Genomic DNA, 13,630 nt, shown 5'->3' on the forward strand with positions numbered 1-13,630 from the left:
AAGCGGGGAACCGCCCGAGCCGGAAAAATGCGCGCTCCATGTCCTTTTGGCATGGAAAACGGTCACGCCGGGCCGCTAGGGCGGGGCGTGACACCCAACGGAGAGATTCGGTCCCATGTTCCGCGCCTTCATCATGTCCTGGCCCCTGTTCCTGGGGATCTTCCTGCTGATGATCGGCAACGGCTCGCAGGGGACGCTGCTGGGCATCCGCGGCGGCATGGAAGGCTTCTCCACGCTGGAGCTGTCGCTGGTCATGTCGGCCTATTTCGCGGGCTTCCTCGGCGGCTCGCAGCTGGCGCCCGAGATGATCCGCAGGGTCGGCCATATCCGGGTCTTCGCGGCGCTGGCCTCCTTCATCTCGGCGATCCTGATCCTCTACCCGACCGTGACCCAGCCCTGGGTCTGGATCGCGCTGCGCGTGGTCTTCGGCTTCTGCATGTGCGGCGTCTACGTGACGGCGGAAAGCTGGCTGAACTCCTCGACGCCGAACAAGCTGCGCGGCCAGACGCTGTCGCTCTACATGATCGTGCAGACCGCTGGCGTGGTCGCGGCGCAGGCGCTGCCGATCGTGGGCGATCCGTCGAAATACGTGCTCTTCGTCGTGGTCTCGGTGCTGGTCTCGATCAGCTTCGCGCCGATCCTGCTGTCGGTGACGCCGACGCCGACCTTCTCCTCGACCAAGCGGATGGGGATCCGGCAGCTCTTCAAGGTCTCGCCGCTGGGCTGCGTCGGCATCCTGCTGATGGGCGGGGTCTATTCCTCGACCTTCGGCATGGCCTCGGTCTTCGGCACCCAGGCGGGGCTGAGCGTGTCGCAGATCTCGCTCTTCGTGGCATCGATCTATGTCGGCGGGCTGGTCTGCCAGTTCCCGATCGGCTGGCTCTCGGACCGGATGGACCGGCGCGTGCTCATCCTGGCCACCGCCGCGGTCGGCGCGGTCAGCGCGGCGGCGCCCTTCTTCGCGATGAGCTATCCGGTGCTGATCGGCGTCGGCCTGGCGGTCGGCGGCGTGTCGAACCCGCTCTACGGGCTGCTGGTCGCCCACACGGCGGATTTCCTCGAGCCCGACGACATGGCCTCGGCTTCCGGACAGCTTTTGTTTCTGAACGGTTTCGCTGCCGTGATCGGTCCGGTCATCACCGGCTTTGCCATCGGCAGCATCGGGCCGAACGGATTTTTCCTTTTCCTGCTTGGGCTTTTCGCCGCGCTGACCGCCTATGCCGCCTACCGGATGACGCAGCGCCCGGCGCCCTCGGTCGAGGAGACCGGCGATTTCGCGCCGGTGCTGCCGACAGCGTCGATGGTGACAATGGAGGCCGCTGCCGAGTCCTATATGGAATCGGAGGATGAGCCCGAAGAGGAAGAGGACCACGCCGCCTAGCCCGCGGCACCTTCCCCGGCAGGGCTCGCGCCATAGCGGCATGCGGGCCGGATGCCCGCCTGCAGGCCGCCCTGTTGAGAGGAGACGACCATGGCGGGCTACGAAGATGTGCTGGAGTTCTGGATTTCCGAGGTCGGACCCAAGGGCTGGTACATGGGCGGAGCGAAGCTCGACGCCGAGGTGACTGCGCGATTTGCCGGGCTCTGGGACGCTGCCCGGACCGAGCCGCCGCAGGGCTGGAGCGCGACGCCGCGCGGCATGCTGGCGCTCTTGATCCTCTTCGACCAGTTCCCCCGCAACATGTTCCGCGGCGACGGCCGCGCCTTCGTCACCGACGAGGCCGCGCGCAAGATCGCCAAGAAGGCGATCGAGGCGGGCTGGGACATGCGCATCCCCGAGCCCGAGCGGCAGTTCTTCTACCTGCCGCTGATGCACTCGGAATGCCTGATGGACCAGGAGCGCTGCATCCGCCTGATCAAGGAGCGCATGCCCGAGACCGGGGCGGACAACCTGCTGCATGCCCGCGCCCATCGCGAGGTGATCCGCCGTTTCGGCCGCTTCCCGCACCGCAACGAGGATCTCGCCCGCCCGACCACCGGCGAGGAGGCGCGCTTCCTCGAGGAGGGGGGCTATCGCGGCATCGTCGAGGAGCTGCGCGTCGCCGCCTGAGCCGCGCGTTCCGGGCCGCTCCGCACCCTGCCGCCAAGCGGCGGGAAGGGCGGCCCTTTCCCTTTTCATCGCGGCCGATCCGGTATAGGGCAACGTCCCTAGCTGATCGCAATGGAGGCCGCGATGGCAGAGATCCGCCTGACCAATACCCGCACCCGCAAGCTCGAGGACTTCGAGCCGATCGACCCGTCGGATGTGCGCCTCTATCTCTGCGGTCCGACCGTCTATGACCGGGCGCATCTGGGCAATGCCCGCCCCGTGGTGGTCTTCGACGTGCTGGTGCGGCTGCTGCGCCATGTCTATGGCGCCGACCATGTCACCTACGTGCGCAACTTCACCGATGTCGACGACAAGATCAACGCGACCGCGGCCAGCCGCAAGGCGGCCGGCGCCGCGGGCACGCTGGAGGATCTGATCCGCGAGCGCACCGAGGAGACGATCGGCTGGTACCATGCCGACATGGACGCGCTCGGCGCCGCGCGCCCGGATCACGAGCCGCGCGCGACCGCCTATATCGGCCAGATGATCGCCATGTGCGAGGACCTGATCGCCAAGGGCCATGCCTATGCCGCCGAGGGCCATGTGCTCTTCTCGGTGGAAAGCTACAAGGATTACGGCCGCCTCTCGGGCCGCTCGGTCGAGGACATGATCGCCGGCGCCCGCGTCGAGGTCGCCCCCTACAAGCGCAACCCGATGGATTTCGTGCTGTGGAAGCCCTCGAGCGACGAGCTGCCCGGCTGGGACAGCCCCTGGGGCCGCGGCCGTCCGGGCTGGCATATCGAATGCTCGGCCATGTCCTACGAGCTTCTGGGCCCGAGCTTCGACATCCATGGCGGCGGCAACGACCTGATGTTCCCGCATCACGAGAACGAAATCGCGCAGAGCTGCTGCGCCCATCCCGGCTCGGGCTTCGCCAATGTCTGGCTGCATAACGAGATGTTGCAGGTCGAGGGCAGGAAGATGTCCAAGAGCCTGGGCAACTTCTTCACCGTGCGCGACCTCCTCGACCAGGGCATCCCCGGCGAGGTGATCCGCATGGTCTTCCTCGGCACGCATTACCGCAAGCCGATGGACTGGACGGAGGCCAAGCGCGAGGAGGCCGAGAAGACCCTGCGCAAATGGCGCGCCCTGACCGACGGGGCGGCCCCGGGCACGGTCTCGCCAGCGGTTCTGTCGGCGCTCTCGGACGACCTGAACACCGCCGGCGCGATCGCCGAGCTGCACAAGCTCGCCGCCGCGGGCGATGCCGCCGGGCTGAAGGCCTCGGCGGCGATGATCGGGCTGCTCGAGGACGCGATGGGCGGCTGGGCCGAGACGGCCGAGGTCGATCTCAGCGCCTATGCCGATGCGCTGGCCGCGATCCGCGCGCAGGCGATGGAGACCAAGGATTTCGCCGCGGTCGACGCGATGAAAAAGGATCTTGTGGCGGCTGGCATCGAGGTGCGGATGAGTAAGGCTGGTATCGAGCTGAAGCTCATGCCGGTCGAGTCAATTAACTCTGTGCTGGCGAAGAGTTTGAATCGAAACGCCGCAGACGATGCGGATGAAGCGGAATTCTGGTCCGATCTTGCTGAACGTATGAAAGCCAACCAGCAGGCGTCACAAGAAAACCAACCGGAAATGCTTGAGGCCTTGGCGGAGAAGTATCTGAAATGAAGGAACGTCTGTACCTCTTCGACACCACGCTGCGCGACGGGCAGCAGACCCATGGCGTGCAGTTCTCCACCGAAGAGAAGATCCGCATCGCCGAGACGCTGGATTCGCTGGGGATCGACTATATCGAGGGCGGCTGGCCCGGCGCCAACCCCACCGACAGCGCCTTCTTCGAGGCGCGCCCCGAGACCAGCGCGACCTTCACCGCCTTCGGCATGACCAAGCGGGCCGGGCGCTCGGCCGAGAATGACGACGTGCTGGCCGGCGTGCTGAATGCGCGGACCCCGGCGGTCTGCCTGGTCGGCAAGAGCCACGACTTCCACGTGACCGAGGCGCTCGGCATCACGCTCGAGGAGAACCTCGAGAACATCGCCGCCTCCTTCGCCCATGTCGTCGCCCAGGGGCGCGAGGCGCTCTACGATGCCGAGCATTTCTTCGACGGCTACAAGGCCAATCCGGGCTATGCGCTTGCCTGCCTGCGGGCGGCCTACGATGCCGGCGCGCGCTGGATCGTGCTCTGCGACACCAATGGCGGCACGCTGCCCGACGAGATCGGCCGCATCGTGCGCGAGGTGATCGCCGACGGCATCCCCGGCGACCGGCTGGGCATCCACTGCCATGACGATACCGGCAATGCGGTGGCGGGCTCGCTGGCCGCGGTCGATGCCGGCGTCCGCCAGGTGCAGGGCACGCTGAACGGCCTGGGCGAGCGCTGCGGCAACGCCAACCTCACCACGCTGATCCCGACGCTGATCCTGAAAGAGCCCTATGCCAGCCGCTATCAAACCGGCGTGACCGCCGAGGCGGTGGCCGGGCTGACCCGGGCCTCGCGCATGCTCGACGACATCCTCAACCGCGTGCCGCTGCGCTCGGCGCCCTATGTCGGCGCCTCGGCCTTCACCCACAAGGCCGGGCTCCATGCCAGCGCGATCCTGAAGAACCCCGCCACCTACGAGCATGTCCGCCCCTCTCAGGTCGGCAATTCGCGGCTGATCCCGATGTCGAACCAGGCCGGGCAGTCGAACCTGCGCCGCCGCCTCGCCGAGGCCGGACTGGAGGTCGCCTCCGGCGATCCCGCGCTCGGGGCGATCCTCGAGCGGATCAAGGAGAACGAGGCGCAGGGCTACACCTATGACGCCGCGCAGGCGAGCTTCGAGCTGGTCGCCCGCCGCGAGCTCGGCACGCTGCCCGAATTCTTCGAGGTCAAGCGCTACCGCGTCACCGTCGAGCGCCGCAAGAACAAGCGCGACCGCATGGTCAGCCTCTCCGAGGCCGTGGTGGTGGTGAAGATCGGCGACGAGAAGCACCTCTCGGTCTCCGAGAGCATCGACGCGCAGGGCTCCGACCGCGGTCCGGTCAACGCGCTGTCGAAGGCGCTGATGAAGGATCTGGGCGCCTACCAGCAGTATATCGAGGACATGAAGCTCGTCGATTTCAAGGTGCGCATCACCAATGGCGGCACCGAGGCGGTCACCCGCGTCATCATCGACACCGAGGACCGCGCGGGCAACCGCTGGTCGACCGTGGGGGTCTCGCCGAATATCGTCGACGCCTCCTTCGAGGCGCTGCTCGACGCGATCACCTGGAAGCTGATCCGCGACGGCGCGCCCGGGATCGGCGCGCTGAACCGCCCGGTGGCCGATCTGGCATGACCCTTGACGCCTGCGCCGACCTCGTGCGGCGGGGCGATCCCGACCGCTGGATCTCGCTGCGCGGCCAGCCCGCCTCCGTCCGGGCGCGGCTCCTGCCGGTCTATGCGGCGAATATCGAGATCGCCCGCGCCCCCTGGGTCAGCACCGAGCCGATGATCGGCCAGATGCGGCTGGCCTGGTGGCGCGAGGTGATGGAGGAGATCGCCACCGGCGCCCCGGTGCGCCGCCACGAGGTCGCGACGCCGCTGGCGCAGGTGCTGCCGCCCGCCGGGGCCGGGGCGCTCGACGCGGCCATCGTCGCCCGCCACCGCGATCTGGAGCTCGCGCCCTTCGCCGATGCGGTCGCGCTGATCGAATATCTCGAGGATACCGGCGGCGGCCTGATGAGGGCCGCCGGCGCCGCGCTCGGCGCCGCGCCGCGCGGGCTCGCGGAGGCCGGGTTTGCCATGGGGCTCGCCGCCTATCTGCGCGCGGTGCCCGAGCTGCGCGCCCGCGGCCGCCGTCCGCTGCCTTCCGAAGACCCCCGGGACATTGCCGAACTGGCGCGGATCGGGCTCGACCGGCTCGGCGCGGCCCGCGGCGGCGCGCCGGACCGGGCCGCCCGTCCGGCGCTGCTCTCGGCCTGGCGCGCGGGGACGGTGCTGCGCATGGCGCGGGCCGAACCGGACAGGGTCCTTGCCGGACGGCTGGAGATCTCGCCCTTCCGCCGCGACATGTCCCTCCTCGCGCATCGCCTCAGGGGGTGGTGAGCCTCCCTCTCCCCGCCGGGGAGAGGGCCGGGGTGAGGGGGAAAGCCCGACATGTGAGAGAGAGTCCGGCGCGTGCCGGGCCAGCCGTCCAAGACGGACGGCGCCGCCGCGGCGTCAGGCTTCCTTCGGCCGCAGCGCCAGCCAGATCAGCGCGCCGCCCGCCAGCACCAGAAAGGGCGCCATCGCCATGTTGACCGCGCTCCAGCCCTCGACCGGGCTTCCGCCCGAGCAGTTCATCAGCCCGCCCGAGGCCAGCGAGGCCAGCGTCACCCCGCCGAAGACCAGCGCGTCATTCATCCCCTGGACAAGCCCGCGCTCCTCCGCCGTGTGGTTCTGCGACAGCATCGCCGTCGCGCCGATGAAGCCGAAATTCCAGCCGATCCCCAGCAGCACGAGCGCGCCGAAGAAATTCCCCAGCTCCACCCCCGACAGCGCCACGCCGCCCGCCATCGCCAGGATGGCAAGCCCCGCGGCGACGATCTTCGGCGCGCCGAAGCGCGCGATCAGATGGCCGGTGAAAAAGGAGGGGATGAACATCGCCAGCACATGGCCCGTCACGATGTCCGAGGCGCTGTCCTGGGCGAAGCCGCAGCCGACCACCGCCAGCGGGGTCGAGGTCATCACCAGGTTCATCAGCCCGTAGGAGACCATGGCGCAGATGATCGCCACCAGGATCTCGGGCGTGGCCAGCAGCTCGCGGATGCTGCGGCCCTGGCGCGGGCCCGGCCGCCGCGCGGCGGGCTTCGGCAGGTCGAGAAGGAAGAACAGCCCCATGCCGAGGAGATTCAGCGCCATCGCCACCATGTAGGTGCCGAGGAACGGCACCAGGAAGAGGTCATGCGTGACCTTGACCATCTGCGGGCCGATCACCGCGGACAGCAGCCCCCCGGCCATGACATAGGAGATCGCCTTGGGCCGGAACGCCTCCGAGGCGCTGTCGGCCGCGGCGAAGCGGTAGAAGCCCTGGGCCGACATGTACATGCCGGTGAAATACGAGCCGAGCAGGAAGAGCGGGAAGGATCCCTGGATCAGCCCGGCCGCGCCGATGGCCGAGCCGATCAGCCCGCCGCCCGCGCCGATGAAGAACCCCGTCTGCCGCCCGCGGCGCTGCATCACCCGCGACAGCCAGGGCGCGGTGGTCATCGAGCCGAAGACGATCAGCGAGATCGGCAGCGTGGCGAGGCAGGCATTCGGCGCCAGCATCTGCCCCGCGAGCCCGCCGATGACGAAGATCATGGTGATCTGGCTGCCGAGCACCGCCATCGCGGCGACCAGGACCGCGACATTGCGCTTGGCGCGGCGGTCATCCGGGAAATAGGCGGCATCGGTCATCGGGGCATCCTCGTCACTTCCCTCGGGGACTAGACCGGCCGGTCCGCTTTGGGAACCCCTTCCGGCAGGGGTGCGATGACATGCGCGAAAGAGCCTGTGACCGCCCCCTCGCAGAGCCCCATCGGCGGCAGCGCCGCGCCCTCGGCATCGGCAGCGGCGAAAAGCGGCCGCCCCTCGGCGCGCAGCGTCGTGGCGTAGTGGAATTCGTGCCCGGCCCAGTGCCCGGCGAAAGGACCCTCCGCCGCGGCGAGGCTGCGATAGCCCAGATGCAGGCGGCGCGCGGCGAAGCTGGTCTCCAGCCGCAGGAGACCGGCCATGGCGTGGCGCGTGCCACCCGCATCCACGAGCCCGTCGCCCAGCACCATGTAGCCGCCGCATTCGCCATGGATCGCCGTGCCGCGCGCGGCGGCAGCGCGCAGCCCGGGCAGGAAGTTGCGGCCGGCGGCAAGCGTCGCGGCATGCAGCTCGGGATAGCCGCCGGGCAGGAAGATCATCCCAGCCTCCGGCAACGGATCGTCGGCCAGCGGCGAGAAGGGCCGGATCTCGGCCCCGGCGGCGCGCCAGCCCTCGATCATGTGCGGATAGGCGAAGGCGAAGGCGCGGTCCTCTGCCAGGGCGATCACCTGCGCGGGCGGCGGCGGCAGGGCAAGATCCGGCGCGGCCGGCAGGGGGCGCGCCAGTGCAGCGAGCGCGTCAAGGTCGACATGCGCGGCGGCCAGCTGCGCCGCTGTGCCGAGGAAGGCCTCCAGATCGTCATGCTCCCCGGCCTGAACCAGGCCCAGATGGCGCGAGGGCTGGGCGATCCCGGCCGCGCGCGGCAGGGCGCCCAGCACCGGGAGGCCAAGGGGCGCCAGCGCCCGGCGCAGCATCGCCTCGTGCCTTGCGCTGCCGACGCGGTTGAGGATCACCCCCGCAATCTCCACGTCCGGATCATAGCAAGCGAAGCCCGCGACCAGCGGCGCCACCGACTGCGACATCGACCTTGCATCGACCACCAGGACGACCGGCAGGCCAAGGTGCCGCGCCAGATCGGCGCTGGCGCCGCGGCCCTCGGGCGGGGCGCCGTCGAAGAGCCCCATCGCCCCCTCGGCCAGAAGCAGCCCCGGCCCGGCGGCAAGCTGCGCCAGCCGCGCAGGCGACATCGCCCAGGCATCGAGATTGGGGCAGGGCTGTCCGCTCGCCGCCTCGTGGAAGCGCGGATCGATGTAGTCGGGCCCGGATTTCGCGCCGCGCACCGCCATGCCGCGGTCGCGCAGCGCGCGCAGGAGCCCCAGCGTCACCGTCGTCTTGCCGGCCCCCGAAGACGGCGCGGCGAGGATCAGGCCGCGGCCCGGGGTCATTTCTCCTCGGCGGCGCGGCCCCGGCCGAGCGGATCGACATTGCGCGGCGCCTCGCCGGCCGCGAGCCCCTGCCAGTCGAGCACCTGGCGCATCAGTACCGCCTTGCCGACGCATATGATCGCGGGCGGCTCCAGATCCGAGGCGGCGATATCGGCCTCGACGGTCTCGAGCGTGGTCTCCAGCACCTTCTGGCGCGGCGTGGTGGCGTCTGTCACGACGGCCACGGGGTCCTGCGGGTCGCGCCCGCCGACGATCAGCTCGGCCGAGATCCGGCCGATATGCTTGACGCCCATATAGATCACGATGACCTGCGCGGCGCGCGCCAGCGCCTGCCAGTCGACCGATTGCGGCGTCTCGCCGGTCTGGTCGTGCCCGGTGACGAAGGCCACCGTCTGGTTGATGTCGCGATGGGTGACCGGGATGCCGGAATAGGCCAGCCCGCCGATGCCCGCGGAAATGCCCGGGATGATGCGGATATGGACGCCGTGCTGCACCAGCGTCTGCGCCTCTTCGCCGCCGCGGCCGAAGACGAAGGGATCGCCGCCCTTCAGCCGCAGCACCCGCTTGCCCGCGCGGGCAAGGTCGACAAGGCGCAGCGAGATGTCCTTCTGCACCGAAGAGGGCTTGCCGCCGCGCTTGCCGGCATAGATCTGCTCGGCATCGTCGCGCGCCCAGGCGAGGATGGCCGGGTCGACGAGCGCGTCATAGACGATCACGTCGGCCTGGGAGAGCGCGTTGAGCGCGTGAAGCGTCAGGAGCCCGGGATCGCCCGGTCCGGCTCCGCAGAGCCAGACCCAGCCGGGTTCCATCTCGGGCCAGTTGCCCGCGGGCAGGGGAAAGCGGTCGGTCATGCCGTCTTCTTGCCTTAACCCGCGGCCGCCGCAAGAGGGAACCGCATCGCGCGCGGCGTCAGTCCCGCGCGCGCAGCACCCGCGCGGGCCGCGTCGCCAGCGGACGCCAGGCGAAGGCCAGCCCCGAAAGCAGCACCGCCGCCACGCCGCCCAGGATGATCGCGATCCCCGAGCCCCAGTTGACGCGGAACGAGGTCTCCATGACGAAGACCATCACCGCCCAGCCCGCGGCGATCCCGGCGGCCAGCGCCACCAGTCCCGCCGCCGCGCCCAGAAGCGCCGAGCGCAGCGCGAAGCTCGCCAGGATGCGCGGCCGCGTGGCGCCGAGCACCTTGAGGATCGCCGCCTCCTGCACTCGCGCCCGCTCGCCCGCGGCCGCCGCGCCGATCAGCACGACGAACCCGGTCAGCAGCGTCGCGCCGGCCGCCCAGCTGGTCGCCGCGGCGATCCCGGCCAGGACGCGGGTGACATTGTCGATCGCGTCGCGCACCCGCACCGCGGTCACGTTGGGATAGGCGGTGGCGATGTCGCGCAGGATCGCGGCCTCTGCCTCTTCGTCGGCATAGACGGTGGCGATGAAGGTATGCGGCGCCCCGGCCAGCGCGGCGGGGTTCATCGACAGCACGAAGCCGATCCCGGCATTGGAGAAATCCACCACCCGCAGCGAGCTGATCGTCGCCGTGATTTCGCGCCCCAGCACGTTGATGGTGATCGTGTCGCCGATGCCGACGCCGATCTCCTGCGCCTCTTCCTGGGCGAAGGAGATCAGCGGCGGGCCGTCGTAATCCTCGGGCCACCACGCGCCCTCGGCCATTTCGACATTGTCGGGCTTCGTGGCCGAATAGGTCAGTCCGCGGTCGCCGCGCACGACCCAGTGGTTGCCCGCGACCTCGCGCGCCGGGCGGCCGTTGATCTTGGTGACGACCCCGCGCAGGTTCGGCGCGGTGTCGACGCGGCCGACCGCCGGGTCGTTTTCCACCCGCTCGAGGAATCCCGGCATCTGGTCGGGCTGGATGTCGACGAAGAAGTAGGACGGCGCGCGCTCCGGCAGGTCGTCCTCGATGGCGCTGCGCAGGTTGCGGTCGATCTGGCCGACCGCGGCCAGCACGGCGAGGCCGAGCCCGAGCGAGAGGATGACCGAGGTCGTCTCCTCGCGCGGGCCGCCGATGGCGGCGATCGCCCAGCGGAGCGCGGGACGGCCGCGGCCGAGACCGCGCCGCGCGGCGCGCGCCGCCAGCACCCGCAGCCCCCAGGCGGCCAGGACGAGGACGCCGAGCGCGCCCGCCACGCCCGCCGCCGCCCAGAGCGCCAGCGCGGGCACCCCCGAGAGCACCGCCGCCAGCCCGACGAGCAGCGCGGTCAGGAGCCCGATGGCCAGCAGGTAGCGCGGCCGGGGCAGGCGCGGCGCCCGCGAGGTGCCGTCGCGCAGGAGCGCCGCGGCGCGGACCTCCTCGGTGCGGGCCAGCGGCCAGAGCGCGAAGATCAGCGCGGTCAGGAGCCCGTAGACCGCCGCCTCGGCCAGCGCCGTGCCCTTGATGCCGAGCGCGATCGGCACCGGCAGCCGCGCCTCGATCACCGGGCCAAGCAGCATCGGCAGCCCGGCGCCGAGCACGAGCCCCGCGATCACGCCGATGACGCTGAGCACGCCGATCTGCATCAGGTAGGTCAGGAAGATCGTCGCCCGGTCGGCGCCGAGCGTGCGCAGGGTGGCAATCGTGCCGGTCTTGGCCGAGAGATAGGCCCGCACCGAGGCCGAGATGCCGACCCCGCCCACGGCCAGCCCGGCGAGCCCGACCAGCACCAGGAAGGCGCCGATCCGGTCGACGAAGCGCTGGATGCCCGGCGCGCCGTTTCTCGCATCGCGCCAGCGCATGCCCTCGTCGCGGTAGCGCGCCTCGGCCTCGGCGCGGATGCGGTCGAGATCGGCGCCCTCGGGCAGGAGCAGGCGGTAATCCGTGTCGAAGAGCGAGCCGGGCTCCAGCAGGCCCGAGCCCTCGAGGTCGCGGGTGAAGACGATGGTGCGCGGCCCCAGGCTGAACCCGGCCGTCCCGGCATCCGGCTCGCGCGCCAGCTCGGCCGAGAGGACGAATTCCTTCGCCCCCAGCCGCACCGTGTCGCCGACGGACAGCCCCAGCCGGTCGATCAGCACCTTCTGCATCACCAGCCCCGGCCGCGTCCCGTCGCCCTTCAGCGCCTCGCGAAGCGGCATCTCGGGGTCTAGCGCGACCGAGCCCAGCAGCGGATAGAGCGTGTCGACCGCCTTGATCTGGGTGAGCCCGCGCTCGCCCGCGCCGTTCACCGCCATCGAGCGGAAATCCACGATCTCCGACATCGCCTCGGAGACGCCGCGCATCCAGGCCTTCTGGTCCTCGGTGGCGAAGCGGTAGGTGAATTCCATCTCGGCATCGCCGCCGAGGATCGAGGCGCCCTCGCGCGACAGCCCGTCCTCGATCGCGATCCGCACCGTGCCGACCGCGGCGATCGCCATCACGCCCAGCGTCAGGCAGGTCAGGAAGATCCGGAAGGCGCCGAGTCCGCCCCTGAGTTCGCGCCGGGCGATCCGCGCCGCCTGGGCGAGCCTCATTCGGCCGCCTCGCTCAGCCGGTCCTCGCCCTCTACGATCCCGTCCTTCAGCCGCACTACGCGGTCGCAGCGCGCGGCCAGCTCGGGAGCATGGGTCACGAGGACCAGCGTCGCGCCATGGCGGTCGCGCAGCCCGAAGAGCATGTCCATGATCGCCTGGCCGTTGGCGCCGTCGAGATTGCCGGTCGGCTCGTCCGCCAGCAGGAGCGCCGGGCGCGGCGCCGCGGCACGCGCGAGCGCGACGCGCTGCTGCTCGCCGCCCGACATCTGCGAGGGATAATGGTCCAGCCGGTGGCCGAGGCCGACGGCCTCCAGCTCCTCCGCGGCGCGGGCGAAGGCGTCCTTCCGTCCGGCAAGCTCCAGCGGGGTCGCGACATTCTCCAGTGCGGTCATCGTCGGAATGAGGTGGAAGGACTGGAAGACCACCCCCATATTGTCCCTGCGAAACACGGCGAGCCGGTCCTCGTCCATCGCGGTCAGATCCTGCCCCATGCAGGCGACGGTCCCGCCGGTGGCACGCTCCAGCCCGCCCATGAGCATCAGGAGCGAAGACTTGCCCGATCCCGACGGCCCCGTGAGCCCCAGCGTTTCCCCGCGCATCACATCGAGGCTTATGCCCCTGAGGATGTTCACCGGTCCGGCATTGCCGTCGAGGGTCAGGGCGGCATCCTGCAGGGCAAGGACGGGCTCGGCCATGGGGCGTCTCCTTGGTCGTGTCACATCCTTGCGATATGGCCTTGAGGGCCGCGGCCGCAAGGTTGTGCTGGCAATTGCGCTGGTTTTCCCTGCCTTTGCCGCCCATGCTGACGCGGTTGTGATCGCCGCGCTCGGCGACAGCCTGACCGCCGGCTACGGGCTGGAGGACGGCCAGGGGCTGGTGCCGCAGCTGCAGGGCTGGCTCGATGCCGAGGGCGTCGGCGCGACGCTGCAGAATGCCGGGGTCTCGGGGGATACCAGCGCGGGCGGGCTGGCGCGGCTGGGCTGGACGCTGGGCCCCGATGTCGACGCGCTGATCGTCGAGCTCGGCGCCAATGACATGCTGCGCGGCGTCGATCCGGCCGAGGTGCGGCGCAATCTCGACGCGATCCTGGCGCAGGCGGGCGAGGCCGGGCTGCCGGTGCTGCTTCTAGGCTTCAGCGCGCCGGGCAATTACGGGCCGGACTACCAGCAGGAATTCGACGCGATCTTCCCCGAGCTGGCCGCGGCCCATGGCGCCGATCTCTTCCCGTCCTATTTCGCGCCCCTGCGCAATGCGGATGACGGCAGCCCGGCGGCGCGGGCGCGGCTAATGCAGGGCGACGGGCTCCATCCCACCGCCGAGGGCGTGGCGCTGATCGTCGCGGCGCTTGGGCCGCAGGTGAAGGCGCTGGCCGAGCGGGCCGCGGAGTGAGACAGCCTGTCCCTGGGCATTCCCGTGCCG

The 13,630-nt window shown here is 70.4% G+C and carries 11 protein-coding genes; 6 read left to right on the top strand and 5 right to left on the bottom strand.

Going from position 1 to position 13,630, the window contains the following annotated elements:
- Positions 1–115: 115 nt before the first annotated feature.
- The 5 genes from FGX59_RS18980 (at position 116) to FGX59_RS19000 (ending at position 6,104) form a co-directional block, all read left to right on the top strand.
- Positions 116–1,381, top strand: coding sequence for an MFS transporter (locus FGX59_RS18980; protein WP_138468705.1), 1,266 nt, complete (start codon positions 116–118; stop codon positions 1,379–1,381).
- Positions 1,382–1,471: 90 nt separating this feature from the next.
- On the top strand, positions 1,472–2,050 hold the full coding sequence (locus tag FGX59_RS18985; protein ID WP_138468706.1) for a DUF924 family protein: 579 nt from the start codon (positions 1,472–1,474) through the stop codon (positions 2,048–2,050).
- Positions 2,051–2,173: 123 nt separating this feature from the next.
- Positions 2,174–3,706 (top strand): cysteine--tRNA ligase, encoded by a 1,533-nt coding sequence (gene cysS / locus FGX59_RS18990; RefSeq protein WP_138468707.1) that lies wholly within the window; start codon positions 2,174–2,176, stop codon positions 3,704–3,706.
- Positions 3,703–5,355, top strand: coding sequence for a citramalate synthase (cimA, locus tag FGX59_RS18995; protein ID WP_138468708.1), 1,653 nt, complete (start codon positions 3,703–3,705; stop codon positions 5,353–5,355). The genes cysS and cimA overlap by 4 nt, the downstream gene beginning before the upstream one ends.
- The gene (locus tag FGX59_RS19000) at positions 5,352–6,104 is read left to right on the top strand and encodes a squalene/phytoene synthase family protein (RefSeq protein ID WP_138468709.1); all 753 of its coding nucleotides are present in this window, start codon (positions 5,352–5,354) and stop codon (positions 6,102–6,104) included. The genes cimA and FGX59_RS19000 overlap by 4 nt, the downstream gene beginning before the upstream one ends.
- Before the next feature lie 114 nt (positions 6,105–6,218).
- On the opposite strand, the gene FGX59_RS19005 is transcribed toward FGX59_RS19000, so the two are convergent.
- Genes FGX59_RS19005 through FGX59_RS19025 form a run of 5 tightly spaced genes read right to left on the bottom strand, consistent with a single transcriptional unit; the run spans position 6,219 to position 12,906 of the window.
- The gene (locus FGX59_RS19005) at positions 6,219–7,436 is read right to left on the bottom strand and encodes an MFS transporter (protein WP_138468710.1); all 1,218 of its coding nucleotides are present in this window, start codon (positions 7,434–7,436) and stop codon (positions 6,219–6,221) included.
- A 29-nt stretch (positions 7,437–7,465) separates the two neighbouring features.
- Complete coding sequence (locus FGX59_RS19010; RefSeq protein WP_138468711.1) at positions 7,466–8,776, bottom strand: cobyrinate a,c-diamide synthase; 1,311 nt, start codon at positions 8,774–8,776, stop codon at positions 7,466–7,468.
- Positions 8,773–9,627: a uroporphyrinogen-III C-methyltransferase gene (cobA, locus tag FGX59_RS19015; RefSeq protein WP_138468712.1), complete on the bottom strand. Its 855-nt coding sequence runs from the start codon at positions 9,625–9,627 to the stop codon at positions 8,773–8,775. Before cobA ends, FGX59_RS19010 begins: the two co-directional genes overlap by 4 nt.
- Positions 9,628–9,685: 58 nt before the next feature.
- The gene (locus FGX59_RS19020; RefSeq protein WP_138468713.1) at positions 9,686–12,211 is read right to left on the bottom strand and encodes an ABC transporter permease; all 2,526 of its coding nucleotides are present in this window, start codon (positions 12,209–12,211) and stop codon (positions 9,686–9,688) included.
- Positions 12,208–12,906: an ABC transporter ATP-binding protein gene (locus FGX59_RS19025; protein WP_138468714.1), complete on the bottom strand. Its 699-nt coding sequence runs from the start codon at positions 12,904–12,906 to the stop codon at positions 12,208–12,210. The genes FGX59_RS19020 and FGX59_RS19025 overlap by 4 nt, the downstream gene beginning before the upstream one ends.
- Before the next feature lie 67 nt (positions 12,907–12,973).
- Between FGX59_RS19025 and FGX59_RS19030 the strand changes: the two genes are divergently transcribed.
- Entirely contained in the window at positions 12,974–13,600 is a 627-nt protein-coding gene (locus FGX59_RS19030) for an arylesterase (protein WP_240722572.1), read from the top strand.
- Positions 13,601–13,630: the final 30 nt, after the last annotated feature.

This window comes from Poseidonocella sp. HB161398 (assembly GCF_005870025.1).
Lineage (GTDB): Bacteria > Pseudomonadota > Alphaproteobacteria > Rhodobacterales > Rhodobacteraceae > Mangrovicoccus.